This is a genomic window from Halopseudomonas phragmitis, assembly GCF_002056295.1.
GTDB classification, from domain to species: Bacteria; Pseudomonadota; Gammaproteobacteria; order Pseudomonadales; family Pseudomonadaceae; genus Halopseudomonas; species Halopseudomonas phragmitis.
This window is the reverse complement of record NZ_CP020100.1, coordinates 3,879,708-3,903,943: the sequence shown is the minus strand read 5'-3', so window position 1 is coordinate 3,903,943 and position 24,236 is coordinate 3,879,708. Positions and strand designations below refer to the sequence as shown.

Here is a 24,236-nt window from a genome sequence, read left to right as displayed (position 1 = left end):
GAGTCAACACAAAAGGCCCCACTGGGGCCTTTTGTGTGAGTGGGCTATCCAGGTGCCGGGGGGTGGACAATAATTTTCTGGCGATGCAGCCAAGCCAGCAAGGCAATAGGGATAAGCAGGCTGAGGTTGATGATGAGCATGGCGTGGCGCAGTGACTCACTGCCGCTTGGGCCGCTTAGGGCGTCACTCAGAATGCCGGTCAGGAGCGGCCCGAGCCCTACTCCGGCGAGCGTAGTGCAGATGGTTTGCAGAGCAATGGCGGTAGCGCGCTCCCAGGGACTGACCAGTTGGGTTAGCAGATTGAAGATCGGGGCTACCCACCAGACGGTAAAGAAGCCCATCAGCGCGCACCACAGCATTGCCTTGGGTACAGGCATGTTGCCGATATGAAACACCGTTCCGGTTGGCCATAGCAGATAGGACAGCATGCAGAGCAGGGCAATGCTTTGACCAATAATGGGAATGCAGATCAGCCATTGCCGATTGGTGCTGCTCAGACGGTCACATAGCCAGCCGCTGAACAGGCCACCGACTGCGGCGGTAGTACCTGTTACCACTCCGGCCATGATCCCGGCATGTTGCAATGACAAGCCGTGTGAGCGGATCAGGAAACTGGTGTTCCACATCGCAAACGCAAAGCCGCTGAAGCTGAACAGGGCGCATACCGCGATCAGCTGCATATAAGCTCGATTACGCATTAACCGGTGGGCAGCCTGACGCAGTGACTGGTGGGGCGGCTTGGCAGGGGGGCTGGTATCCCAGTAGCCGCGCGCAGGTTCTTTGACCAGGAAGCTCAGCACCAGCGAAACAAGTAGTACTGGCGTGGCAATCAGGTAAAAGCCGGTACGCCAGCCAAAGTTGTCGATCACCCAGGCGCCCAGGCCCAGTCCGATAATCGCCGACACGGTAGGGGCGCCAGTAAAAAAGCTGATGGCCAGCGAACGCTGATTGGCTGGATAGAGGTCGGTAATCAGAGACAGGGATGCTGGGGTCACTGGTGCTTCGGTAACCGCAACCAGCATGCGGGCTAGTACTAGCATCCAGAAACTCATGGCAAAGCCGCATAGCAGGGTGGCTATGGACCATAGCAGGGCGGTAGCGGCCAGTAGGCGAACTCGGGATCGACGGTCCGCCAGGCGTCCTGCTGGCAATCCCATCAGGGCATAGACACCGGCAAAGGCCAGCCCGGAGATCAGCCCCATGGCTGCATCCGATGCACCAAACTCGAGCTTGATCGGCTCAATCATCACCGACATGATCTGTCGGCCGATGAAGAATCCGGCATAGCCAAACACCAAAACCGAAAGCACCCCATGGGCCCGCCAGCCGAGGCCGGGACTCTCAACTACCGTGGACATAAGATCACTCCCCAATAAACAACGGCCCCATCAGGGGCCGCTGGTAGGCTACAGAGGTTCAGGCCTGGCGCTGCTTGAGCAGAGTAAGTGCAGTGTCTTCGATCATGTCCTCCTGACCTCCAACCATGCCGCGGCGACCCATTTCGACCAGAATCTCTCGGGCTGGCACGCCGTACTTCTGCTCGGCACGTTTGGCGAATAGCAGGAAGGAGCCATAAACTCCGGCATAACCCATGGTCAGGGCATCCTTGTCGCTGCGAATAGGGAAGTCCATGATGGGAACGACCAGATCGTCGGCAACATCCTGGATGTCAAAGACATCTACGCCGGTCTCGATACCCATGCGACTGCAGACCGCGATCAGAATCTCCATTGGGGTATTGCCGGCGCCGGCGCCCAGTCCTGCACAGGCTGCATCGATGCGATTAGCTCCGGCGGCAATGGCCGCGATGGAGTTGGAAACCCCCATGGCCAGGTTGTGGTGGCCGTGGAAGCCGATTTCGGTTTCTGGCTTGAGGGTAGCGCGCAGTGCTTCGATGCGCGCGCTGACGTCCTGCGGCAACATATAGCCGGCCGAGTCGGTGACATAAATGCAGTTTGCACCGTAGCTCTCCATCAGCAGCGCCTGACTGGCCAGACCTTCGGGGCTGTTCATGTGAGCCATCATTAGAAAACCGACGGTATCCATGCCCAGGTTGCGGGCCAGGCTGATGTGCTGTTCCGAGACATCGGCTTCAGTGCAGTGGGTTGCCACACGGATGGTGTTGACGCCCAGATCCTGCGCCATGCGCAGGTGATCGACAGTGCCGATACCCGGGAGTAGCAGAGCGGAAACTTTGGCCTGTTTGAGAAGCGGAATGACCGCCGACAGATACTCTTCATCGCTGTGAGCCGGGAAGCCATAGTTGACCGAACTGCCTCCCAGGCCGTCGCCATGGGTGACTTCGATCAGAGGAATACCGGCCTGATCCAGGCCCATGGCGATAGCCTGCATTTGTTGCAGACTGATCTGATGTCTTTTCGGGTGCATGCCGTCGCGCAGGCACATGTCGTGTACGGTAATCTTCTTGCCGCTAAGATCCATGATGTGCCTCCTTACAGAGCGGTTTGCTTGAGCAGGTTTTCGGCGAACATTTCCGCCGTGCGGGCTGCGGCGGCAGTCATGATGTCCAGATTGCCGGCATATTTGGGCAGGAAGTCGCCCAAGCCCTCTACCTCCATAAAGATCGAGACCCGATTGCCGTCAAATACCGGCCCGTTGACCAGTTTGTAGCCGGGGACGTACTTCTGTACTTCGCTGATCATCTGCTCGATGGAAGCACTGATCGCCGCCTGGTCTGGTTCACCAGAAACCAGGCAGTGAACGGTGTCGCGCATGATCAGCGGAGGCTCGGCGGGGTTGATGATAATGATCGCCTTGCCTTTGCGTGCGCCGCCGACTTTCTCAATCGCGCTAGCGGTGGTGCGAGTGAACTCATCGATGTTCTTGCGTGTGCCAGGGCCGACCGATTTCGACGCGGCAGTTGCAATGATCTCGGCGTACTCCACCGGTTGTACGCGAGACACGGCGGCAACCAGAGGAATGGTTGCCTGGCCACCGCAAGTGACCATGTTGACATTGGTGGCACCGGCCTTGAGGTTGGCCGCCAAGTTGACTGGTGGTACGCAGTAGGGGCCTATGGCAGCCGGCGTGAGGTCGATCATAAGGACCCCTTGCTCAGTCAGTTTGCGGCTGTTTTCGCGATGCACATAAGCCGACGTGGCATCGAAGGCGATACGGATATCATCATCGCGTACATGTGGCAGCAGTCCATCGACGCCTTCGCAGGTTACCTTGAGCCCCATCTGTTCTGCGCGTTTGAGGCCTTCGGAGGTCGGGTCGATACCGACCATCCACACGGGCTCAAGTACTTCGCTGCGTTGCAGTTTATAGAGCAGGTCGGTACCGATATTGCCGGGCCCGATCAGGGCGCAGCGGATTTTCTTGCTCATAAGGTTCTCCCTGAGTGTCAGTCGGTGAAGCGCAGGCGGGCACTGCCCAGTTCGCTGATATGCATCTCGATCTGGTCGCCGGCAGTGACCGGAACCAACGGGGCAAGCGCCCCGGACAAAATGATTTCGCCCCGACGGAAGGGAATGCCCAGCTCACCAAGGGTATTGGCCAGCCAGGCAACTGCCGCGCAGGGGTGCCCCTGAACTGCGGAGCCCAGGCCATTACCGGCGGGTTGGGCGTTTTTCTGCATGGTCAGTTCCACGCTGGCCAGGTCGATTTGGCGTGGGTCAATGCGGGTCTCGCCTAAAGCAAAAACGCCGCACGAGGCGTTATCGGCGACGGTGTCCTGAATGCGGATCTGCCAGTCGGCAATGCGAGAGTCGACAATTTCAAAACAGGGGGTAACCGCTTCAGTTGCGGTCAGTACATCGTCGGCACTGATACCTGGGCCATTCAGATCTTCAGCCAGAATGAAGGCGATCTCGCCTTCGGCTCGGGGCTGGATCAGGTTGTACTCGGCCAGACTCACACTGGTACCGTTGGCTACCTGCATACGGTCAGTGAGAAAGCCGAAGTCAGGTTGATGCACATTGAGCATGTCCTGCACGGCCTTGCTTGTTACGCCGATCTTCTTGCCGATCACGCGTTCACCAAGTGCTTCGCGCCGGCTCAGAAACTGCAGGGAAATCCGGTAGGCATCCTCAATGCTGATGTCTGCATAGCGGTTGGTCAGCGGGGTGAGCGTTGTGCGCTGGCGCAGGGCGTTGAAAAGTTCGTCACCCAAAGCCTTGATCAGTTGTGGATCCAGAGCCATGTGCTGTTTGCCTCTCAGGTGGGGAATACGCTGGATTCGGCACCGCCGTCGACTTCGATGACCTTGCCGGTCACCCACTTGGAAGCCGGTGTTGCCAGATAAAGTGCGGCGGCGGCGATATCCTCGACTTCGCCCAGGCATTTCAGGGGGGTGTTGGTTTCCATGATCTGACGGATTTCATCGCTCATCACGCCCTGCAAGGCGTCGGTCATGATTGGTCCGGGAGCGATAGCATTAATGCGGATGGTTGGAGCAAAGTCCTGCGCCAGCATGAAGCCCAGTTGAGTCAGTGCGGCTTTGGCTGAAGCATAGCGGCTGAAACCGCGCTGAATATAGCGAGCGGCTCCTGATGTGATATTGACCACGTTACCCTGGCCTGCTTCGAACATGTGTGGAACGCACAGCTGAATGAGGTGGTAAGCGCTGGTGACGTTAAAATGCATGGAGCGGTCAAACTCTTCCCAGCTCAATTTCAGCGGGTTGTTAGGGCCGCCGCCGCCAGCGTTATTGACCAAGTGAGTCAGTTTTCCGAAGGTTTGGACTGTGGTCTGGACTGCAGCTTCACGTTGGCTGGCGTCATTCACATCACAGCTGATAGCGATGGCCTGGCCGCCGCTGGCGCGGATCTGCTCAGCAACGGCTTCCACGTCGGCCAGGGTGCGGGCTGCGCAGGCTACTTTGGCGCCTGCTTCGGCGTAGGCCAGGGCAATGGCTTTGCCAATCCCTTTGCCGGCCCCGGTAACCAGGGCAACCTGATCTTTGAGGGTGAATCTGTCGATAAGACTCATGACGGTACCTCACTGGTAGGGTTTGTCAGGATTGGGCTATCTTCAGTTGTCCACAGGTCTGGAATGCCTGGGTCGGTGGCCTGGATCAGGCGTTTGAGCAGAATTTTCAGGGCTTGGCTATCGCCTGCGCCGAGCTTTTCAGTGACTTGCTGCTCAACGGCCTTGGCCAGAGCAACATGCTCCAGAGATACTTCACGGCCTTCAGCGGTGAGAACATAGCGATCCCGATTGCCTTTGCGCTCCATGACCACGTACCCCTGTTTCTCAAGAAACAGCATCAACGCCAGATTGACTTCGCGACCGGTGTAGGCCACGTAATGATTGATCTGCTCCAAGGTCAGTTTGTCTTGAATGCTCAGCACTGATAGGACGAAGAAGGCATGCTCGTCGAGTCTGTGGTTCTGCAGCAGGGTGCGCAGGTAGGCAACCAGTTGATAGTGGGCGCGGCCGGCCAGATAACCGAGCAGGTCTTCGGTATAGCTGCACTCCGGTGGGTGCTCCTGGGCATTGGAAAGGCGGACGCCTTCACGGGGTTTGCGGGCCGCCAGGGCGTATTGTCCGCTTTGAAATGCCAACGGGGGTAGTTCGCTCTTGTCGAAACCGAGCACTTCGCCAACAAAGATGACATGATCGCCGCCTTCATACATAAAGGCGGTTCGACACTGAAAGCGTGCGGTGCAATTGTGCAGCAGGGGGATATCGTTAATGCCCCGGTCCAGGTCAATTCCGGCAAACTTGTCTTCCCCTCGTGAGGCAAAACGGCCAGACAGGGTTTCCTGTTCTGTTGACAGGACATGCACGTTCCAGTGCTTGTTGCTCGAGAAGGCTTCAAGACTGAAGGCAGACTTGGCCAGGCTCCAGAGTACCAGTGGCGGGTTCAGAGACACCGAATTGAAGCTGTTAGCGGTAATGCCTACCGGTTCCCCATCACTATTGCGAGTGGTAATAATGGTTACGCCGGTGGTGAAAGTGCTAAGTGCGTCGCGGAACGCCTTGGGATTGAAACTGGCTTGAGCAGTCATGACCTGCCTCGCATTATTCGTGATAGTGCGGCAAGTATCGAATCCATGGGGGCTGCAGTCATCGTCTTAATGGACTAACGGTGGTGCGCATGCTGCAGTCGTCCGAACGGACGAGGATGCTTCCGCAGGCCTGGGCTAGTGTCTTTAGCAATTACAATAACGACCCATTCGCGGGTAAGGAGTCAGGCTGACATGCGTGCGCATCTGCAATCGATAGAGCAATTGACCTCACTGTTGGCTGAGCAGCGCCAGGCTACTGATCAACAGGGCATGGTGAGTGAGGATGTCCGGCGTCAGCGTATCCAGGCCGTGATTGACCTGCTGGTGGATGAGCATGAGGACTTGTCGGCTGCCATGGATGCTGACTTTGGTGGGCGCCATCCTGGTTATGGGTTGATGAATGATGTGCTTGGTTCGCTGTCATCGCTGAAATATGCCCGTGATCACTTGCACGAGTGGACACCAAGTCAGCCTCGTCAGGTTTTTCCGCCCTATGATCAGTTGGGCGCCCAGGCCTGGGTTCAGTACCAACCCAAAGGTACGGTTGGCATCATGGGAACCTGGAATGCGCCGTTGTTTACCTTGCTGAGCCCTCTGGCTGGGGCATTTTCTGCTGGCAATCGAGCGGTACTCAAACCTTCTGAAATTACCCCGCGTACCGCTGAAGTGCTGGCCAAGGCCATTGACGCACGTTTTGATCCGTTGGAGCTGGCTGTCATAACCGGTGGTGTTGACGTGGGGCAGGGGTTTGCTGGTCAGCCGTTCAATCATCTGGTGTTTACCGGCAGTACGGTTGTGGGGCGTGACATTATGCGTCGGGCGTCTGAGCATCTGGTGCCTGTGACCCTGGAGTTGGGGGGCAAGTCGCCGGTGTTGATCAGTCGGACCGCCGATATAGCCGAGGCTGCTCGGCGTCTGGCCGTAGCCAAGGGGACCAATGGGGGGCAAATCTGTATTTCTCCGGATACGGTATATGTCCCTGTGGAGTTGCGCGACGCTTTCATTCAGGCCTTTTCCCGGGCCTTTTCCCAGTTGTACCCGCAGGTGAGCGACAATCCGGATCTGGTCTGCGTAGTCAACGACCATCACATGCAGCGTATTGATGCCTGCCTGAACGAAGCGGTTGAGCTGGGCGCGCAGGTGGTGCGCTGTCCTGATGTGGAGTTTTCGCTGACGCAGCGCAAGCGGCCGATGTCTCTGGTGATCAATCCGCCGCGTACTAGTCGCATCATGCGCGAAGAGATCTTTGGGCCGGCCCTGGTTGTTTTGACCTACAGTGATATTCGGCATGTGGTCGAGGAAATCAACCAGGGCGAAAGGCCGCTGGCGCTGTATTACTTTGGCAATGATGACGCTGAGCAAACACTGGTGCTCAGCCACACCTTGTCCGGCGGGGTGACCATTAATGATGCGCTCATGCATGCGGCCATGGAGGATGCGCCCTTTGGTGGTGTCGGCGCCTCCGGTATGGGGCACTATCACGGCCGTGAAGGTTTCGTCGAGTTCAGCCACGTACGCACCGTATTCAAGGCGCCAGAGTTCGACCCGCGGGCCGAGTGGGGCATGCTTGCGCCTTACCACGAAGGGTTTACTGCAGCGATGAAAGCTCAGATCAGTCGCTGATCAGGAGCGCTTATCCCGCCATCCATGCAGGCCATCATGTCTGGTGGTCTGTTGCTGCACTCTCTGTCGGAGTACTTCGCATGTTCCCTGTCGCGTTGCGTATGACCATTGCTGCGCGCCTTCTTCTTTGGGCGGGCCTGGCAAGTATCTTGTTTTATAGTGCTGTGGCGCTGGGCTGGTATGGTTTGAAATTATCTCGTGACAGCCTGTATACGGCGCATGAAGAGCGTCTTGCAGCGATTCGGCAGACCAGTGAAATTGAGCGTCTGCTGGACTACAACCGGCGCCTGGTTCTGATTGCCTTCCAATATGACCCCGACGGCAAGCTTTCCATTGCACATGGTCAGGCACTGTCGGTTTATCTTGATGAAATTAGGGCCAATACTGCGCGCATCGAGGCGTTGCGTGAGCAATTGAAAGTACGAGATCTGGATGAGACTGATCATTTGCTGTTGGCCCGCTTTGATGAGCATTATGGGTTTTGGAGTGAAGATCTGGATGCCATGTTGGCATTGCTGGAGATCGAAGACTTTGGCGTTAACGGTATGCGTGTATTTCTCCAGGTTGGTGCTGAGGAGGGGCGGCAGGCGAGTGATGTGCTGGTTGAATTGCGGGCTTATCAGGAAGAGAAAACCGAAGCGGATTTCCTCCTTGCTGAACGCCGTTATCAATTAACGGTCAGCGTTTATATCGTTCTTGCCGTGTTCGGGCTGGTGGTTGGTAGCGCGGCCGGGGTCATGACCCTGCGCCGGCTGCGTTCCGGGTTGAAAATCGTGGCCGGGCAGGCCAAGGCCATCGCATCTGGCGACTTGACCCGCCAGCTCGACGTTTCAGGCAATGATGAAATCGCCGATCTGATGCATGATTTCGCTCGGATGCGCGATAACCTGCGCAAGTTGCTTGTTGCGGTGAGGGATCAGGTGAGTCTGTTGGGGCGTTCTTCTTCGCAAATGACATCGCTGTCCGATGGCTCATCACGGTTGGCAAGGCATCAGGCCGAAGCGGTCAGCAGTATGTCGGCAGCCGTGGAAGAGCTTTCGGTTTCGATTGATGAGGTGCGCAATCATGCCGAGGCGACCCGCCAGACCACCGAGCGAGCGGAGCAGGCGAGCCATGACAGTGAAGCCCTGATTGGCCAGATGAGTGCAGAAATGCGCGATATTGCAGGGGTCGTGGCGTCAACTGCAGAGCACATGCAGGCGCTGGAGAAGTTTTCCGAGCAGATTGGCAGTGTGATTCAGGTGATCAATGAGGTTGCCGAACAGACCAACCTGTTGTCATTGAACGCGGCCATTGAAGCGGCGCGTGCAGGGGATATGGGGCGTGGATTTGCAGTAGTGGCCGGTGAAGTCAGGCAGTTGGCCGAGCGCACGTCGCAATCGACTCTGGAAATTGTCGAAACGGTCAAGCAGATCCAGCATGGTACGCGGGCGGCTGCCGGTGGTATGCGTCAATCGGTCGAGAGAGTTGAGCGCGGAGTACGGCTGGCCGGGCAGGCCAGTGAGTCTGTGGCGGCCATTCGTGCTGGCACTGTAGAGGTGATTACGGCGGTCAGTGAAATCAGGGAAATTCTCAACGGCCAGTCAACAGCAACCCGTGAAATTGCTCAAGAGGTCGAGGGCGTGGCCTCTGGTGTGCACCAGATGTCCGAGAGTGCGGCTGATGGCGCTTCGGCAGCGCTAGAGCTGGAGCGCCTGGCGGTTGAGCTTGAGCAGATGGCACAACAATTCAGAGTGACCTGAGCCTCGCCTGGGGACTCGTGTGGTCGATGTGATTTTTTGTCTGGCCTGGAGCCGCCTGTGCGTCTCCGGGCTTTTTTATGAGTCTGCGGATCGTTCGTCGCTGCGGATATAACCCATAGTCCACATTGACGATGAGTCATACGGACAGCCTCCAGATAATCGAATCAAGCCGCGCGTATTGTCGTTGCGGAAAAGTCTTTGGAGGACCAAGAGATGGTTGTCAGTCGCGAAAGAACACAAAAAGAACTCGAGATGCTGGACGCCGCGCGCAAGATGATTCCAGCGCTCAAAGCCCGCGCCGAGCAGGCAGAGCGGGATCTCAAGGTGCCCGATGAGACCGTGGCCGATATGCAGGAAGCCGGGCTCTTTCAGGCCATGCAACCCAAGCGCTTTGGCGGACTTGAGCTGGATCCGCGAGCTTTCTTCGATATTCAGATGACCTTGGCCGAAGGCTGCATGTCCACTGCCTGGATTTACGGGGTCATGGGCGTGCATCCCTGGCAGCTGGCGCGCTACCCGCTGCAGGCCCAGGAAGAGGTCTGGGGCGACGACCCCAAAACCCTGGTGGGTTCGACCTATATGCCAGTTGCCAAGGTAACCGAGGTCGATGGCGGTTACCGTATCAGTGGGCGCTGGGGCTTCTCCAGCGGTAGTGAACACTGCAAATGGACTCTGCTTGGCGGCATTATCCCGCCGGATGCCAAGGGCGAAGGCTCCGAGCATGGCACCTTCCTGGTACCTTGTAGCGATTACCGGATTGAACGCAACTGGAATGTACTGGGGCTACGCGGTACCGGTAGTCACGATATTGTTGTCGAAGATGCCTTTGTCCCGTATCACCGGGTACAACGCACCAACAATACCAGTCTGGAGGCAACTCCAGGTCGCAAGGTCAATACCAGTCCGCTGTTCGCCATCCCCTTTGCTCAGGTATTTACCCGGGCAGTTTCCAGTTCCTGTCTGGGAGCGTTGCAGGGTGCCATCAACGAGTTCCGTGATAACGCCGCCAAGCACATCGGCAAGCATGGCGCCAAAACGGCGGAAGACCCCTTGGCCCAGGAAGTGGTTGCCGATGCTCTGTTGACACTTGATCAGCTCAAGCTAGTGCTGGAGCGCAACTTCGAACATCTCTGGACTCTGGCCGAGCGGGGCGAGTTTCCCGATGTTGAAACCCGGCTGCTGTATCGCTACCAGTCGGCATATGTGACCAACACCTGTGCTGAGAAAGTGAGTCAACTGCTGCGTTGCATGGCCGCTTCTGGGTTGTACAACACCAACCCGGTCGCACGGATCTTCCGTGATCTGCACCAGGCACGGGGTCATATTTCCAACAACGTGGCGGCTTTCGCACGTGCCTATGGTGCGGTTCAACTGGGACTCCCCAATCCTGATCCTTACGTCTGAGCCTGAGTTGGCCACCTGCAATTGTGGGTGGCCGTTGGCAGATCGCAACCAAGAGTAGTGACATGCATAACAAGAACGATTTCAGCGCAGAGTTTGATGTAGTGGTGGTTGGCTCCGGTGCTGGAGCCATGACGGCGGCTGTTGCGGCCGCCGACAAGGGCCTGAGTGTGCTGGTGGTGGAAAAAGCTGACCAATATGGTGGCACATCAGCTTTGTCCGGTGGTGGAATCTGGATCCCCAACAATCATTATTTCAAAGCGATAGGCGGTAACGACAGTGAAGAGCTGGCCTGGACCTACCTCAAAGCGGCCGTCGGTGATCGGGTTGATGAAAAGCGTCTGCGCACCTACCTGAAAAAAGCCCCTGAGATGATTGCTTGGCTGGAGCAACATACTCGGGTGCGCTATGCCGTGGCTGAAAAATATCCTGACTACTATCAGGATTTGCCGGGTGCCCTTGCTGGTGGCCGCAGCCTGGATCCTGAGCTTTTTGACCTTAGTCAGTTGGGTGATGAGTTGCATGCTCTGCGTGAGGGCGCTCCCGGCAATATGCTAATGGGGCGCATCGCCTGGACCGCGCGGCATGCACACAAGGCCATGTCGAAAAGTCGTGGCTGGCGCCTGATGATCATTGGTCTGATGCTGCGCTACAAACTGGATTTTGCCTGGCGGCGCAAGACCGGAAGCCGGCGTGACCGACGTACTGCCCTGGGCAATGCCTTGGTAGCCAGTCTGCGAGTGTCGATGATGGACCGCAAAATTCCGCTCTGGCTGAAAACCGACTTTCGTGAATTGATTGAAGAGGCTGGGCGTGTTTGCGGCGTGGTGGTGGAGCGCGACGGGCAGGTTTTGCGCATTGCAGCGCGCAAGGGGGTTGTACTCGGCTCCGGCGGCTTTGAGCAGAACCAGGCATTGCGTGACAAGTATCTACCACAACCAAACAAGGTTGCCTGGAGTGCTACGCCGGCGGGTGCCAATACCGGTGCGGCCCTTGAGGCGGCCCAGAAACTGGGGGCTGCAACGGACCTGATGGAGTGGGGTTGGTGGGCGCCTAGCCTGTTGGTTCCGGGTGAAGACCGGGCGCGCGGAGTGTTTGCCGAGCGGGCTTTCCCTGGTGCCATTGTGGTCAATGGCGAAGGCCGTCGCTTTGTCAATGAAGCTGCTCCCTATCTTGAGTTTGTCGATGCCATGTACCGGGACAATACGCTTAGCGGCGGGAAAACTATTCCGAGCTGGGTGGTGTTCGATAGCAAGTTCCGCTTCAACTATGCCATGGGGCCGCTTATGCCGGCCCAAATAATGCCGGATAGCCGCCTGCGCAAGGAGTGGCTGAACAAGGTCTATTTCAAGGCCGACAGCCTGGACGCCCTGGCGGCGCAAATTGGGGTCGATGCGGCTGGGCTGAAAAGCACCGTCGAACGCGTAAATGGTTTTGCCCGTACTGGTAAGGATGAAGACTTTGCGCGTGGCGGGAATGTTTTTGATCGCTATTACGGCGATAGCAATATCAGCCCCAACCCTTGTCTGGCACCAATGGAAAAAGGGCCTTACTACGCCATGCCCATGTATGCCGGTGATATTGGAACCAAAGGTGGATTGCTGACCGATGAGCATGCTCGGGTGCTGTGCGAGTCGGGAGAGCCGATCGCTGGCCTGTATGCCATTGGTAATACTTCGGCTTCGGTAATGGGGACAACTTATCCCGGAGCTGGTGGGACTTTGGGGCCTGCCATGACCTTTGGTTATGTTGCGGCTGGGCATCTGGCTGAACAGTGAAGAGGAACCCAGCATGAGCAAGCGACTGAACAACAAAGTGGCAGTGGTTACCGGGGCCGCCAGCGGTATCGGTGAAGCCGTTGTACGGCTGTTTGTAGCCGAAGGAGCTCGCGTGATCATGACCGATCTGAACGCGGTTGAGGGCGAGCGCATTGCGGCAGAACTTGGTAACCAGGTCGTGTTTATGACTCAGGATGTTGCTGATTCTGCGTCTTGGGCGGCACTGGCGGACTTGGTCCGGGAGCGTTTTCAACGCCTGGATGTGCTGGTTAACAATGCCGGTATTCTGCTTTCGGGGAACATTGAAGAAGCGACCCTGGAACAGTGGCAGAAACTGCTGAGGGTTAATGCAGATAGTGCTTTTCTGGGCTGTCAGACGGCGATTCGACTCATGAAAGTCAGTGGTGGTGGCGGTTCTATCATCAATATCTCCTCGATTGCAGCGTTGGCGGCGCGTGATGATTACATGGCCTATGGAGCTAGCAAGGGGGCGGTGGCGGCCATGACTCGCAGCGTAGCGGTACATTGTCGTAAGCAGAAATACCGGATCCGTTGCAATTCGGTACACCCCGACGGAGTGTTGACGGCCATGACGCGAGCGTCCTATCCCCAGGGTGTCGATCCGGCCCGTTTTACAATCGATAGCGATCCGATGAACCGGGCCTGCCTCCCGCAGGATGTAGCCTCTGCGGTGCTCTATCTGGCATCGGATGAGTCGCGAGCGGTCAACGGCATCGAGTTGCGGGTCGATAGTGGCCAATTTGTGATGAGTATCTGAAATGAGTAGCCACACCTATATCAGTCTGCCGGTTGCCGCAGTGATTCGGGAAACACACGATAGCTGCTCTTTTGAGTTTTCCGTATCTGCAGAGCTGCGGGAAAGGTTCAAATACCGTCCTGGCCAGTTTCTAACACTGCGCATCCCGCATGGCGATGACTGGTTGCCGCGCTGCTATTCGCTATCCAGTTCGCCCTATGAGAGTGAAAACCTGCGGGTAACGGTCAAGCGAGTAGATGATGGGCGTGGCTCGAACTGGTTGTGTGATCAGGTCAGGCCCGGTGATCTGCTGCAGACCTTGCCACCAGCTGGGGCATTCGTACCCAAGAGTCTGGAGGGTGACTTTCTATTGCTGGCCGGTGGTAGCGGCATCACCCCGGTATTGTCGATTCTGCGTTCGGTGCTGAGTCAGGCTCAGGGGCGAGTGCGCCTCGTGTATGCCAACCGCGATGAGCAATCGGTGATCTTTCGTGACCTGCTCCAGCAACTGGTTGCCGACTATCCGCAACGGCTACAGGTGGTGCATTGGTTGGCCAGCGTACAGGGGCATCCGAGCAGTCATCAACTGGCGCATCTGGCAGCGGGCTATGAAGCAGCCCAGGCCTTCATTTGTGGCCCGGAGCCGTTCATGGATGCCGGGGTTGCAGCACTGAAACAGGCTGGCTTGGCCAGTTCAGCAATCCATGTCGAGCGTTTTGTCTCACTGCCTGGTGAGAGTGAGCAGCCGGTGGCCACGGTCGTCGAGCATGCAGGAGCAACCGCGACCCGGCTGACTGTTGAACTCGATGGTGAGACTCGTGAAATCGAATGTGCTCCCGGAGAAATACTGCTTGCGGCGATGCAGCGCGAGGGGCTGGAGCCACCACATTCGTGCCTGGTCGGTTCTTGCGCCTCCTGCATGTGCACGCTGGTTGCGGGCAAGGTTGATCTTTTGCACAACGATGCCCTGGATCAGCAGGAACTCAGCGAGGGCTGGACGTTGGCCTGTCAGGCGGTCGCCACCAGTGATCAGGTGCATTTGCGCTTCCCCGATTAATTCCAATGAGAGTTTCCTCAGATGGCTTCAGTGTTTTCAACTCCGGCTGATCTGCCAGCCTCCATTCCGGCACTGGTGATGCGTGCCGCGCATTTGCATGAGGGGCGCACGGCGCTTGAAGATGCCGGGCAGTGCGTCAGATATGACCAACTGCCCGAGCGTATGTTGGAGATTTCACGGGCCTTGATGGCTGTGGGTATCAACAAGGGCGACCGTGTTGCACTCTGGGCGGCCAACAGCATTGATTGGGTGCTACTGGCTCTGGGGTTGCAGGCAGCTGGCGCGATTCTGGTTCCACTCAATACCAGAATGAAAGGTCATGAGGCGGCGGATATCGTTGCTCGTAGCGGAGCGCGTCTGGCGTTTGTTCAGGAGCATTTTCTTGGCAATGATTATCCGGCAATGCTCGCGGCTGTTCGGCCGCAGAGCTTGGAGCGCATGGTGGTCATCGGTACTGCGCCGGGTGCCGGGGATCAAACACTGTCAGCCTTTCTGGAAGCTGGAAGCTCCGTGACGCTCGATCAGGCTCAGGCCCGTGCCGCCGCAGTACGGAGTGAAGACCTGTCCGATTTGTTGTTTACATCGGGAACAACCGGCAAACCCAAGGGGGTTATGTATACCCATGGCCAGAGTCTGAGGGCATTCAATGAGTATGTGCGGATTATTGGTCTGGTACCTGGTGACCGCTACCTGATCGTCAATCCGTTCTTCCATTCCTTTGGCTACAAGGCCGGCTGGTTGACCTGCCTGTTGGGAGGGGCAACGATTTTGCCTCTGGCGATGTTCGATGCTGACGAGATCTTCCAGTGCGTAGCTCAGCAGCGCATTACCATTCTGCCAGGGCCGCCAACGCTTTATCTGTCCATGCTGGATCACCCCAGGTTGGCTACAGCGGATCTATCCAGCCTGCGTGTGGCGATAACCGGCGCATCGACCATTCCGCCGGTGCTGATCAAACGCATGCGCGAAGAGCTGGGTTTTGAACTGGTCACTACGGCATACGGGCTGACCGAATGCGGTGGTCTGGCAACCATCTGCGACCCACAGGACTCGGCGCAAACTATCGCCAGCACCAGCGGCAAGCCTATACCGGGCACCGAGCTGGCAATTCTGGATGCGCAGGGGCACGGCGTTCCGCCTGGAGAGCAGGGTGAGATCTGCCTGCGTGGCTTCCATGTTATGCCTGGCTATTTCAATAACCCCGAAGCTACCAGCGAAAGTATCGATGCCGAAGGTTGGCTGCATACAGGTGATGTTGGCAGTCTGGACGCGCAAGGCAATCTTCGGATTACCGGGCGCCTTAAAGATATGTTCATCGTCGGTGGCTTCAATTGCTATCCAGCCGAGATCGAAGCTTGTCTGAGTGAGCATCCGGCAATTGCCCAGGTTGCGGTATTGGGAGTGGCGGATCCGCGTATGGGGGAGGTCGGGTGTGCCTGCGTAGTGTTGCGCCAGGGCAGCGAGTTGAACGAGGCTGAGTTGATTGCATGGTCACGTGAGCGCATGGCCAATTACAAGGTGCCGCGTAAGGTGGTGTTTTATTCAGCTCTGCCGGTTAATGCTTCCAACAAGGTAGACAAACTGCAGCTTTCCGCTCAGCTATCTGCTTGATTTTATTTGCTGATCCCGCCTACTCCATTCGGAGTAGGCGGTTTTTTTTTGGCTTGCTGATACTGCCTGAACACCCTCAAAAGGTGTGGATAATAATCAGGAGCCTCATGTGAAGAACAATAACCTCAAGACAAGATGTCTGCAGCCGGCACTGAAGCCTTTGGCCTTCGCCGTCGCGGCAGGCTTGGCACCCGCTGCTCTAGCGTTGCCGACTATAGAGTTCGACAACGGTTTGACTCTGGATTCACAGGTCACCGCCAACTACACCTATTCATTCCGGACCCGTAGCCCGGACAGCCATTATCTGGCTGAACTCAACCATGATGACGGAACGCGTAACTTCAAGCGTTATCGTCCAATCAACAACCGGGTCAGTCTGTTTGGCGAGGTTATCGCCCAGAAAGACAATCTTGGGGCGGTGCTGCGGGCCAGTCATTTTTATGATGATGTCTACAAGCGTGACAACAATAACGATTCGCCCGGTAGCGTGAACCGGGTGGTCGCCAACCCAGGTGATGAAAAGCGTTTCATCGGTAAGACCAGGCGTGACAGTGGCAGTCGTTTCCAGTTGCTCGATGCATATGTGTATGGCAACTGGCCGATCGCAGAGACGCAGTATCTGTCTTTGAATGCCGGTCGTCATCTGGTTGCCTGGGGTGAGAGCCTGTTCTGGCCAAATATCAGTCAGGGTCAGGCCCCGGTTGATGCCACCAAGTTCAATGTGCCGGGTACCGAAGCCAAGGATGCCTACCTGCCAGTCAACCAGTTCTCTTTCACCTATGCATTGAATGAGAGCTGGGCGGTCACCGGCTTCTATCAATTCGAGTGGGAAGAGACGCGTCTGAATCCGGTCGGTGATTTTTTTGGCAGTGACTTCTTTGGTCCAGGCTCGCAATTTTTTCGCCTGGCTCCGGGAGTGATCAGTAACCTGCCGGACAACACATTTACTGTAGTCAATACCGCAGGTGAAGTTGATCCGCGAGACTCGGGCCAATGGGGTCTGGGCGTACGCTGGAATGTCGACTTCAACACAGAACTCGGTCTGTATCACTACCGCTACCATGACCGTGTTGCGGCGATGTTCTTTGATTTCAGTGGCACCACCCAATTCTCGTCTTTGAGCAGTATCGACAAGCTGGGATTTGGTCCGGGTATTCCTGCGCTCAAGTTTGGTTACTTTGAAGATATCAAGCTGACGGGGCTGAGCTTGACGTCGAAACTGGGAGATGTGCAGGTTGGCTCTGACCTGAGCCTGCGTCAGGACGCGCCTGTCTATCTGAGTAATGGGTCGCCAACCACGGGTGATCGGCTGATGACCAGCCTGAATGCAGTTTATATTCAGGGGCCCTCACGTCTGGCGCAACAAACAACCTGGATGGGTGAGATCGTCAATGAGCGGATTCAGTCGGTCGATACGTTACATGTCACTGGCGGCGGGCCAGGCGTGGATGGCTCTTTCAAAGACTTCGGTACGCGTTCAACCACGGTCATGGGCGTCGGGGCTTTTTTCGACTATCCGAGCATTATGCGTGGCTGGGATCTGACCCTGTCTGCGGTCTGGCAACAGAATCTCGACGGTTATGCGTACCAGGGCCTGGGTGAAGATGAAAAAACGCTCACTCTGGGCGCTGATTTCAGTTATTTGGGCAACTTTGAAATTGGCATGACCTGGGTCAACTACCTGTCTTCAGCCAATGTCGCCAAGGATCGTGTCATGGCTGACCGTGACTACCTGTCGATCAATGCCAAATACACTTTCTAGGGAGCAGTGAGCATGCGTGTCATCAAACCTTTTTGTTTGTCTCTGCTGGCCGCTCAGTGCCTGCTTACAGCGTCTCTGGCTCAAGCTGCAGCCACGCCGCAGGAGATTGCCAGGCTTGGCAAGGATCTGACCTGTGTCGGTGCGGAAAAGGCCGGTAATGCCGACGGCAGCCTGAGTGCCTGGACTGGTAAATGGCTGGGCGTACCTGAGCATGTTGATTTCCAGGGGACGGGGAATCACCCGATTGATCCCTATCCAGATGATCAACCCTTGTTCGTGATTACGGCGGCAAACATGCATGAATATGCCGGACGTCTGTCTGCCGGGCAAAAGGCATTGTTTGAAGCCTATCCGGATACTTTCCAAATGCCGATATATGAAACCCGGCGTGATTTCCGTTTCCCGGATTCGGTCTGTGAAGCCACCCTGCAAAATGCCCAAAGTGCTCAATTGGTCGATGATGGTGAAGGGGTTGTGGCCACCACGGGCGGCATCCTGTTCCCGTTCCCGAAGACTGGCCTTGAGCTGATGTGGACCTCGTCCTTTTTCACCTATCGGCCGTGGACCGAGGAACTGGTTTCAGACAACGCCTATGTGTTGAGTAACGGTCGCATCAACTGGGGGCGGGTAAACTCCCGGAACTTGGCGCCGTCGCTCAAACCTGGGCATATCGGCAGGACCGAGGGGCAGTCCTCCTTCTACCTGAACGAAACCCTGCTGCCGCAGCGTGATCGTGGTGAAATCAATACTGGAATGGAGTTCTTCAACCACCGCAGTGAACCTCGTCAGAGCTGGCGCTATGATCCGGGTACACGGCGTGTGCGGCAATCGCCGGAATACGGCTTCGATATGCAGTTCCCGGGTAGTGGCGGCTCAATTACCGTGGATGAGGTGCGCATCTTCAATGGCTCTGGCCAGCGTTACAACTGGAGCATTGTTGGCAAGCAGGAGATGTATATCCCAGCCAATACCTACCGTATCCACTCCGCAGATCTGAGTTACGATGAGTTGCTGCCGCCTCATCATGCCAACCCGCAACATATGCGTTATGAGCTGCGTCGGGTTTGGGTATTGGAGGCCAATATCAAGGACAACTATCGGCATCTGTATACCAAGCGACACATGTATGTGGATGAGGACAGTTGGCTGATGATCATGGCTGACAATTACGACGCTCGTGGTGGCTTGTGGCGCACCTCAATGGTGAACTACTTCTACGCATATGAGGCGCAAACCTGGCAGGCCGGGGTTGGGCTGTACCATGATCTGCAGGCTCGTAGCTATCTGGCCTTCAATTTGATCAATGAGCAGCCTCGCGGCTACATCCTCAATCGGGGGAATCTGTCTGCCCGGGATTTCGGTCCGGAAGCAGCCCGTCGCGCTGGGCGTTGAGAGCCTCAATAAAAAGCCCCGCCGACATGCTGTAACGGCGGGGCTTTTTGATTCGGGTGTCAGGTGAATCAGGCCGTCAGGCTGCCTCCGTTGAGCGGTAGTACCTGTCCGGTTACCCAGCTGGCTTCCCTGGAGGCGAAGTAGGCCACCCCGGCACCGACATCCTGAGGTGATCCGGCTCTAGGCACAAAGCAGGTTTTCTTCGCCAGTTCCTCGGAATCCCAGTTGTTCATGGTGCCGAGAGACAAGGCGTTGACGGTGATTCCCTTGCGTCCGGTTTCAGCGGCCAGATGGCGGATGAAGCCCACAGCACCCGCCTTGGAGGCGGCGTAGGCGGCAATGCCCATCGGCAGTCCGGCGCGCCAGGACTCTGAGGTGATTGCGACGATACGGCCATAGCCACGCTCAATCATGCCGGGCACGATTACATGACAGGCATTCATCAGTCCGAACAGGTTTAGATTGATGAAGTCTTGCCAGTCATCCCGGCTTGATTCGATGAACTTTTTGTAACCCATGCCGGTGACCGGTACTCCGGCATTGGAGACGAAAATATCAATCCCGCCGACCTGTTTCTCAATGTCGCGGGCCATCAATTCAACGGCTTGATAGTCGGTAACATCGGCAGGGGCGGCAATAGCCTTGAGGCCCTGTTCAGTTAGCTGAGCCGCCGCAGCTTGCGCGCGCTCGGGATAGTAATCGTTGATTGCGACTGTGGCGCCCAGCCTGGCCAGCGTTTCAGCGATACCCAGGCCCATGCCACGGCCTGCACCGGTGACTAGGGCCACTTGTCCTTCAAGCGAAAACAGGGGGCTGTTCATATTGGTGATTCCTCAAGTTTATTGGCCGCTGAACCTGGGCCGGCGTTTTTCAATAAAGGCTTGCATGCCTTCTTTCTGATCCTGCGAGGCGAACAGTAGGGCATTGGCCTTGCGCTCAAGTGCCAAGCCAGCCTCCAGCGAGGCATCCATGCCGGCAAGAATGACTTCCTTGATCTGTTCTGCCGCCAAGGGCGGCATGCCAGCAATCAGACTGGCCTGTTCCAGAGCAACGCTCTGAACCTGTTGATCATCGACCACTTCGCTGACCAGACCGCTGACCCAGGCTTCCTCCGCAGTGATTGGGCGCCCGGTAAGGGCCATCTGCATGGCTTTGGCCTTGCCAACCGCGCGTACCAGGCGTTGAGTTCCGCCAATGCCAGGCATGATGCCAATGCGAATTTCCGGCTGGCAGAAGCGTGCACTCTTGCCGGCGATAAGGATGTCGGCATGCATGGCTAGCTCACAGCCTCCGCCGTAGGCGTAACCACACACAGCGGCGATCACCGGCTTGGGGCAATGTTGTATGGGAGCCCAGACGCGTTCAGTGTGACGTTGCACGATATCGATCGGGCCAACGCCAGCCATGCTGGATATGTCGCCACCGGCGGCAAAAACCGTATCGCCGCCAGTAAGAATGATGCAGCGCACATCGGGATCTGTTGCCAGCAAGCTGAACTGTTCGGACAGCGCTGCCTGCAGGTCCAGACTCAGAGCGTTGCTTACCTTCGGGCGGTTCAGGGTCAGGCGGGCGACTCCGGGGGCTGGGTGTTCAAGCAGCAGAATGGCAGGGTCTGTATCCGACATGGGCATTGCTCCAAAAGTGAACGGCAGTATGGCGATACTGATGATTGTCGGGAGCGTGAAGGTGGCATTCATCGTCCGTTCAGACGAAGAGCCCGGGTGACACAGCCAATAGAGTGAGGGCATGACTTCGCAAGAGGAATGTCGGATGCACTCCCCCAATCAACTCGACTTCAGCGGCAAAGTGGTACTGATCACCGGCGGGACCAAAGGTATTGGAGCTGGGATAGCCTGTGGTTTCCTGGCTGCGGGTGCCCAGGTTGTCGTTTGTGGTCGCCAACAGCCGGAACATCTGCCGCAGGCGGCGGGGCGCAGTGCCCGGTTCATGGCGGCTGATGTGCGTGATGTAGAAGCCATGGCAGGAGTGTTTGCCGCCGTCAGCGAGCATTACGGCCGGCTCGATGTTTTGATCAACAATGCCGGTGGTAGTCCGCATGTGGACGCGGCGACAGCATCGCCACGCTTTAGCGAAAGCATTCTGCGGCTCAACCTGCTCGCTCCTTTAAACACCGCCCAGCAAGCCAACCAGTTGATGCAACAGCAGGCTGAAGGTGGCGTGATCATTTTCATTGGCTCGGTCAGCGCATCGCGCCCATCGCCTGGTACGGCTGCTTATGGTGCGGCAAAGGCCGGCATCGTGTCACTGGCCAGCTCTCTGGCGGTTGAATGGGCGCCGCGTGTACGGGTGTTGTGCATCAGTCCTGGTCTTATCCAGACCGAGCAATCTCATTTGCATTATGGCGATGCTGCGGGTATCGCAGCGGTCGGTCAGACCATTCCTGTCGGTCGCATGGGTGATCCGCAGGATATCGCCAATGCCTGTGTCTTCGCTGCCTCTCCGATGGCGGCTTATTTCAGTGGTACCAACCTGCTGTTGCATGGCGGAGGCGAGAAGCCAGCGTTTCTGGCTGCTTCGACCGCCGGCATGGCGTGATCCAACCCGACTGTGCCTGATTCGGCATTGTCCATTAGAACAATCAGGAGACGAACTTGGCTGATCAAGAACTACTCGACAAGGTACAGGCCATGGTCGGACGCGAATACGGTCGTGTCTATGCCTGGGACCGGGTGAACGCTCCGATGATCCGGCACTGGTGCGAGATCATGGGCATCAATAATCCGTTGTATACCGACGCTGCCTTTGCCCGCGATCAGGGGTATGCAGATGTGGTAGCGCCACCTGGCATGTTGCAGGTCTGGTGCATGGGTGGGCTGGACCAGGAGAGCTTCCCTGAGGGGTCTAGCACGGAGAACAATTTCGAGGTGCTCAAGGTCATCGAGCCTTACGGCTATCCGGCAGTTGTGGCGGTGAACTCTGACCTTTATTTCGACCGTCAGATAGTCGCCGGTGAGCGCCTGTACTTTACCAGCAAGCTGGACAGCGTCAGCGAAGAAAAGACCACCCCGCTGGGAACCGGTTTCTTCGTTACGGTGCTGATGAGCTATTTCGTTCAGGCCGAGAACGACGGTGTTGATGAGCCTATTGGTCGGCAATTGTTCCGAGTGTTCAAGTTCAAGCCGGCTCAACGGCCACAGGCGCAGAACACCGAGAAAAAAGCCGAGGCCAAGTCCGTCAAGCGCCCGTTGCCTGGTGTCAGCGATGATACCCGTTTCTTCTGGGAAGGCTGCGAGGCCGGCAAGCTACTGATTCAGCGTTGTCAGGACTGTAAAACTCTGCGTCATCCGCCGGGGCCCGTGTGCTCAAAATGCCACAGTTTTGCCTGGGATACCGTGGAGTCTACGGGCAAGGGGCAGATCTACTCGTTTGTGGTCATGCACTATCCCGAAGTCCCGCCCTTTGAATACCCCAACCCGATCGGTTTGATTGAGCTGGATGAGGGCGTGCGGCTGATTGCCGGTTTGATCGGGGTCGACAAGGATGAGCTGGCCATTGGGCAGCGTGTCCAGGTGGAATTCCAGCGTTTTGATGACCAGCAAACCCTGCCGCAATTCCGGCCGGTCACTGAATAAGGAGCCGCCATGGATTTTTCTCTGACTGATGATCAGCGCGCTATCGCCGAAATGGCCGAGAGTGTGTTTCGTGATTATTGCACTGACGAGCGTATGCGCGAGTTTGACCTCGATGCCCAGCCATTCATGCAGCCGCTGTGGCAAACCTGTATTGAGACTGGCCTGCATGCTCTGACCATTCCGGAAGCCTTTGGCGGCAGTGGTATGGGTATCACCGATCTGTATTGTGTGCTCAAGGCTCAGGGGGCGGGGCTTGGCCAAGTGCCCTTGTGGCAGCACCAGTTGGCAGCCTCCTGCGTGGCCCGATTCGCGGGTGATGCTATGGCGGATCTGGTGCAGCAGGCAGCCACTGGCGAGTTGCTGATGAGCTTCTCCCTCAATGGTCTGGCAGCCAGCCACGGTATTGGCCTGCAACTGGAGCAGTCCGATGGACATCTGCTGCTGCAAGGTTCGGTTGGGGCTGTTGATGTCGCCGCCCAGGCTCAGCGTTTGCTGGTGCTGGCCGAGTCTGAGGAAGGGGTACATCTGGTCTTGCTGGACCCGCGTAGCGACGGGGTAGAGCTGGTTGAGGGGACTTACAACCATGGCCTTGCGGTGGCCGATGTGCACTGCCATCAGGTGGTGCTCAGTGGCGATCAGATTCTGCCGGTTCAGGCCGTGGCTTGGCTGGAGCAGCGCGCGATTGCTGCGACGGCGGCGCTGCAGTTGGGTGTCAGTGAAGAGCAAGTCCGCCGTACGGTGGAATATGTCAATCAACGTGTTCAGTTCGACCGGCCGATCGCTACCTTCCAAGCTGTGCAGGTGAGCATGGCGGATGCCCATATCGCCATTGAGGCGTTGCGCAGCGCACTGTTCCAGCTCTGCTACCGGCTGGACAACAGTCTGGCCAGTGACTCTGAAGCGTTAGCGACACGCTATCTGTGTACTGAAATGGCGCATCTGGTTGGCCACAAGGCCCAGCACGTGCATGGCGGGATCGGTGTCGATCTGACTTATCCGATCCATCGTTTCCTTTACTGGAGCCGTTACCTGAGTCAGGTGCTCGGCGGTTCCGCTGCCAGCCTCGAACGTCTGGGGGACTGGTTGGCCAACAATGACAAGCTTGGATGGAAATATGACCTCGATGAAAACCAGAGCCTTTGCTGATACACGCCTGGGCGAGCAGTTGCCCGAGCTGGCGATTCCGGTCACCGTTACCCTTATCAATGGTGGTGCGATTGCCACGCGTGACTATTTTGCCGGCCACCATGATGCCGACGCGGCACGTGAACTGGGCTCGCCACACATCTTTATGAACATTCTCACCACCACGGCGCTGGTGCAGCGGTTTGTCGAAGGCTGGGCTGGCCCGCAGGCGACGTTCAAGGACATCCAGATCAAGCTGGGTGTGCCGAACTATCCGGGCGACACCATGACCTTTTTCGGCGAGGTCACCGAGCGGGACGAGGCCAGTAATACGCTGGTAGTCAGTCTCAAGGGCAAGAATTCCATGGGTAATCACGCGACCGGCAAGGTCACAGTGGTTCTGCCCGCGTAACGGAGAAA

21 protein-coding genes are annotated in these 24,236 nt (G+C 57.1%); 13 read left to right on the top strand and 8 right to left on the bottom strand.

Features of this window, described 5'->3' with window-relative positions; genetic code table 11:
• Positions 1-44: 44 nt before the first annotated feature.
• The 6 genes from BVH74_RS17975 to BVH74_RS17950 are packed head-to-tail and all read right to left on the bottom strand — an operon-like array spanning position 45 to position 5,975.
• Positions 45-1,358 carry a spinster family MFS transporter gene (locus BVH74_RS17975; RefSeq protein ID WP_080051429.1) on the bottom strand — a complete coding sequence of 438 codons (1,314 nt, stop codon included), beginning with the start codon at positions 1,356-1,358 and terminating at the stop codon, positions 45-47.
• A 58-nt stretch (positions 1,359-1,416) separates the two neighbouring features.
• Entirely contained in the window at positions 1,417-2,442 is a 1,026-nt protein-coding gene (dmpG, locus tag BVH74_RS17970; protein ID WP_080051428.1) for a 4-hydroxy-2-oxovalerate aldolase, read from the bottom strand.
• An 11-nt stretch (positions 2,443-2,453) separates the two neighbouring features.
• Complete coding sequence (locus BVH74_RS17965; protein ID WP_080051427.1) at positions 2,454-3,350, bottom strand: acetaldehyde dehydrogenase (acetylating); 897 nt, start codon at positions 3,348-3,350, stop codon at positions 2,454-2,456.
• A 17-nt stretch (positions 3,351-3,367) separates the two neighbouring features.
• Positions 3,368-4,159 carry a fumarylacetoacetate hydrolase family protein gene (locus BVH74_RS17960; RefSeq protein WP_080051796.1) on the bottom strand — a complete coding sequence of 264 codons (792 nt, stop codon included), beginning with the start codon at positions 4,157-4,159 and terminating at the stop codon, positions 3,368-3,370.
• Positions 4,160-4,179: 20 nt separating this feature from the next.
• On the bottom strand, positions 4,180-4,953 hold the full coding sequence (locus tag BVH74_RS17955; protein ID WP_080051426.1) for a glucose 1-dehydrogenase: 774 nt from the start codon (positions 4,951-4,953) through the stop codon (positions 4,180-4,182).
• A complete protein-coding gene (locus BVH74_RS17950) occupies positions 4,950-5,975 on the bottom strand; it encodes a flavin reductase (RefSeq protein WP_080051425.1) in 1,026 nt (341 codons plus the stop codon). Before BVH74_RS17950 ends, BVH74_RS17955 begins: the two co-directional genes overlap by 4 nt.
• Positions 5,976-6,167: 192 nt before the next feature.
• Between BVH74_RS17950 and BVH74_RS17945 the strand changes: the two genes are divergently transcribed.
• The 9 genes from BVH74_RS17945 (at position 6,168) to BVH74_RS17905 (ending at position 19,098) form a co-directional block, all read left to right on the top strand.
• Positions 6,168-7,598 carry a coniferyl aldehyde dehydrogenase gene (locus BVH74_RS17945; protein ID WP_080051424.1) on the top strand — a complete coding sequence of 477 codons (1,431 nt, stop codon included), beginning with the start codon at positions 6,168-6,170 and terminating at the stop codon, positions 7,596-7,598.
• Positions 7,532-9,340 (top strand): methyl-accepting chemotaxis protein, encoded by a 1,809-nt coding sequence (locus tag BVH74_RS17940; protein WP_155121741.1) that lies wholly within the window; start codon positions 7,532-7,534, stop codon positions 9,338-9,340. Before BVH74_RS17945 ends, BVH74_RS17940 begins: the two co-directional genes overlap by 67 nt.
• Before the next feature lie 213 nt (positions 9,341-9,553).
• Complete coding sequence (locus tag BVH74_RS17935) at positions 9,554-10,744, top strand: acyl-CoA dehydrogenase family protein (protein WP_080051422.1); 1,191 nt, start codon at positions 9,554-9,556, stop codon at positions 10,742-10,744.
• Between the two features lie 62 nt (positions 10,745-10,806).
• The gene (locus BVH74_RS17930; protein WP_080051421.1) at positions 10,807-12,519 is read left to right on the top strand and encodes an FAD-dependent oxidoreductase; all 1,713 of its coding nucleotides are present in this window, start codon (positions 10,807-10,809) and stop codon (positions 12,517-12,519) included.
• A 13-nt stretch (positions 12,520-12,532) separates the two neighbouring features.
• The gene (locus tag BVH74_RS17925; protein ID WP_080051795.1) at positions 12,533-13,297 is read left to right on the top strand and encodes a glucose 1-dehydrogenase; all 765 of its coding nucleotides are present in this window, start codon (positions 12,533-12,535) and stop codon (positions 13,295-13,297) included.
• A gap of 1 nt (position 13,298) precedes the next feature.
• On the top strand, positions 13,299-14,333 hold the full coding sequence (locus BVH74_RS17920; RefSeq protein WP_080051420.1) for a ferredoxin--NADP reductase: 1,035 nt from the start codon (positions 13,299-13,301) through the stop codon (positions 14,331-14,333).
• Positions 14,334-14,354: 21 nt separating this feature from the next.
• The gene (locus tag BVH74_RS17915) at positions 14,355-15,944 is read left to right on the top strand and encodes a FadD3 family acyl-CoA ligase (RefSeq protein WP_080051419.1); all 1,590 of its coding nucleotides are present in this window, start codon (positions 14,355-14,357) and stop codon (positions 15,942-15,944) included.
• 109 nt (positions 15,945-16,053) lie between these two features.
• Positions 16,054-17,706, top strand: a complete 1,653-nt coding sequence (locus BVH74_RS17910; protein WP_231705541.1) for a DUF1302 domain-containing protein — start codon at positions 16,054-16,056, stop codon at positions 17,704-17,706.
• A 12-nt stretch (positions 17,707-17,718) separates the two neighbouring features.
• Positions 17,719-19,098: a DUF1329 domain-containing protein gene (locus BVH74_RS17905; RefSeq protein WP_080051418.1), complete on the top strand. Its 1,380-nt coding sequence runs from the start codon at positions 17,719-17,721 to the stop codon at positions 19,096-19,098.
• A 68-nt stretch (positions 19,099-19,166) separates the two neighbouring features.
• Here the strand turns inward: BVH74_RS17905 and BVH74_RS17900 are convergent, their stop codons facing one another.
• Entirely contained in the window at positions 19,167-19,919 is a 753-nt protein-coding gene (locus BVH74_RS17900) for an SDR family NAD(P)-dependent oxidoreductase (protein WP_080051417.1), read from the bottom strand.
• An 18-nt stretch (positions 19,920-19,937) separates the two neighbouring features.
• Positions 19,938-20,723, bottom strand: coding sequence for an enoyl-CoA hydratase (locus BVH74_RS17895; RefSeq protein WP_080051416.1), 786 nt, complete (start codon positions 20,721-20,723; stop codon positions 19,938-19,940).
• Between the two features lie 145 nt (positions 20,724-20,868).
• Here BVH74_RS17895 and BVH74_RS17890 point away from each other — a divergent pair, with 145 nt between their 5' ends.
• From BVH74_RS17890 to BVH74_RS17875, 4 genes are read left to right on the top strand one after another with little or no spacing between them, the layout of a single operon-like run.
• Positions 20,869-21,654 carry an SDR family oxidoreductase gene (locus BVH74_RS17890; RefSeq protein WP_080051415.1) on the top strand — a complete coding sequence of 262 codons (786 nt, stop codon included), beginning with the start codon at positions 20,869-20,871 and terminating at the stop codon, positions 21,652-21,654.
• Positions 21,655-21,710: 56 nt separating this feature from the next.
• Positions 21,711-22,691 carry a bifunctional MaoC family dehydratase N-terminal/OB-fold nucleic acid binding domain-containing protein gene (locus tag BVH74_RS17885; RefSeq protein WP_177344555.1) on the top strand — a complete coding sequence of 327 codons (981 nt, stop codon included), beginning with the start codon at positions 21,711-21,713 and terminating at the stop codon, positions 22,689-22,691.
• A 9-nt stretch (positions 22,692-22,700) separates the two neighbouring features.
• Positions 22,701-23,837: an acyl-CoA dehydrogenase family protein gene (locus BVH74_RS17880; protein WP_080051414.1), complete on the top strand. Its 1,137-nt coding sequence runs from the start codon at positions 22,701-22,703 to the stop codon at positions 23,835-23,837.
• A complete protein-coding gene (locus tag BVH74_RS17875) occupies positions 23,806-24,228 on the top strand; it encodes a MaoC family dehydratase (RefSeq protein WP_080051413.1) in 423 nt (140 codons plus the stop codon). Before BVH74_RS17880 ends, BVH74_RS17875 begins: the two co-directional genes overlap by 32 nt.
• Positions 24,229-24,236 lie beyond the last annotated feature (8 nt).

Bases quoted from the DNA above. Each gene is read 5' to 3' on its own strand.
- BVH74_RS17955 (WP_080051426.1), bottom strand. From the start codon at position 4,953: ATGAGTCTTATCGACAGATTCACCCTCAAAGATCAGGTTGCCCTGGTT.
- BVH74_RS17905 (WP_080051418.1), top strand. From the start codon at position 17,719: ATGCGTGTCATCAAACCTTTTTGTTTGTCTCTGCTGGCCGCTCAGTGC.
- BVH74_RS17880 (WP_080051414.1), top strand. From the start codon at position 22,701: ATGGATTTTTCTCTGACTGATGATCAGCGCGCTATCGCCGAAATGGCC.
- BVH74_RS17975 (WP_080051429.1), bottom strand. From the start codon at position 1,358: ATGTCCACGGTAGTTGAGAGTCCCGGCCTCGGCTGGCGGGCCCATGGG.
- BVH74_RS17930 (WP_080051421.1), top strand. From the start codon at position 10,807: ATGCATAACAAGAACGATTTCAGCGCAGAGTTTGATGTAGTGGTGGTT.
- BVH74_RS17890 (WP_080051415.1), top strand. From the start codon at position 20,869: ATGCACTCCCCCAATCAACTCGACTTCAGCGGCAAAGTGGTACTGATC.
- BVH74_RS17935 (WP_080051422.1), top strand. From the start codon at position 9,554: ATGGTTGTCAGTCGCGAAAGAACACAAAAAGAACTCGAGATGCTGGAC.
- BVH74_RS17915 (WP_080051419.1), top strand. From the start codon at position 14,355: ATGGCTTCAGTGTTTTCAACTCCGGCTGATCTGCCAGCCTCCATTCCG.
- BVH74_RS17945 (WP_080051424.1), top strand. From the start codon at position 6,168: ATGCGTGCGCATCTGCAATCGATAGAGCAATTGACCTCACTGTTGGCT.
- BVH74_RS17920 (WP_080051420.1), top strand. From the start codon at position 13,299: ATGAGTAGCCACACCTATATCAGTCTGCCGGTTGCCGCAGTGATTCGG.
- BVH74_RS17950 (WP_080051425.1), bottom strand. From the start codon at position 5,975: ATGACTGCTCAAGCCAGTTTCAATCCCAAGGCGTTCCGCGACGCACTT.
- BVH74_RS17895 (WP_080051416.1), bottom strand. From the start codon at position 20,723: ATGTCGGATACAGACCCTGCCATTCTGCTGCTTGAACACCCAGCCCCC.
- dmpG (WP_080051428.1), bottom strand. From the start codon at position 2,442: ATGGATCTTAGCGGCAAGAAGATTACCGTACACGACATGTGCCTGCGC.
- BVH74_RS17875 (WP_080051413.1), top strand. From the start codon at position 23,806: ATGACCTCGATGAAAACCAGAGCCTTTGCTGATACACGCCTGGGCGAG.
- BVH74_RS17925 (WP_080051795.1), top strand. From the start codon at position 12,533: ATGAGCAAGCGACTGAACAACAAAGTGGCAGTGGTTACCGGGGCCGCC.
- BVH74_RS17900 (WP_080051417.1), bottom strand. From the start codon at position 19,919: ATGAACAGCCCCCTGTTTTCGCTTGAAGGACAAGTGGCCCTAGTCACC.
- BVH74_RS17965 (WP_080051427.1), bottom strand. From the start codon at position 3,350: ATGAGCAAGAAAATCCGCTGCGCCCTGATCGGGCCCGGCAATATCGGT.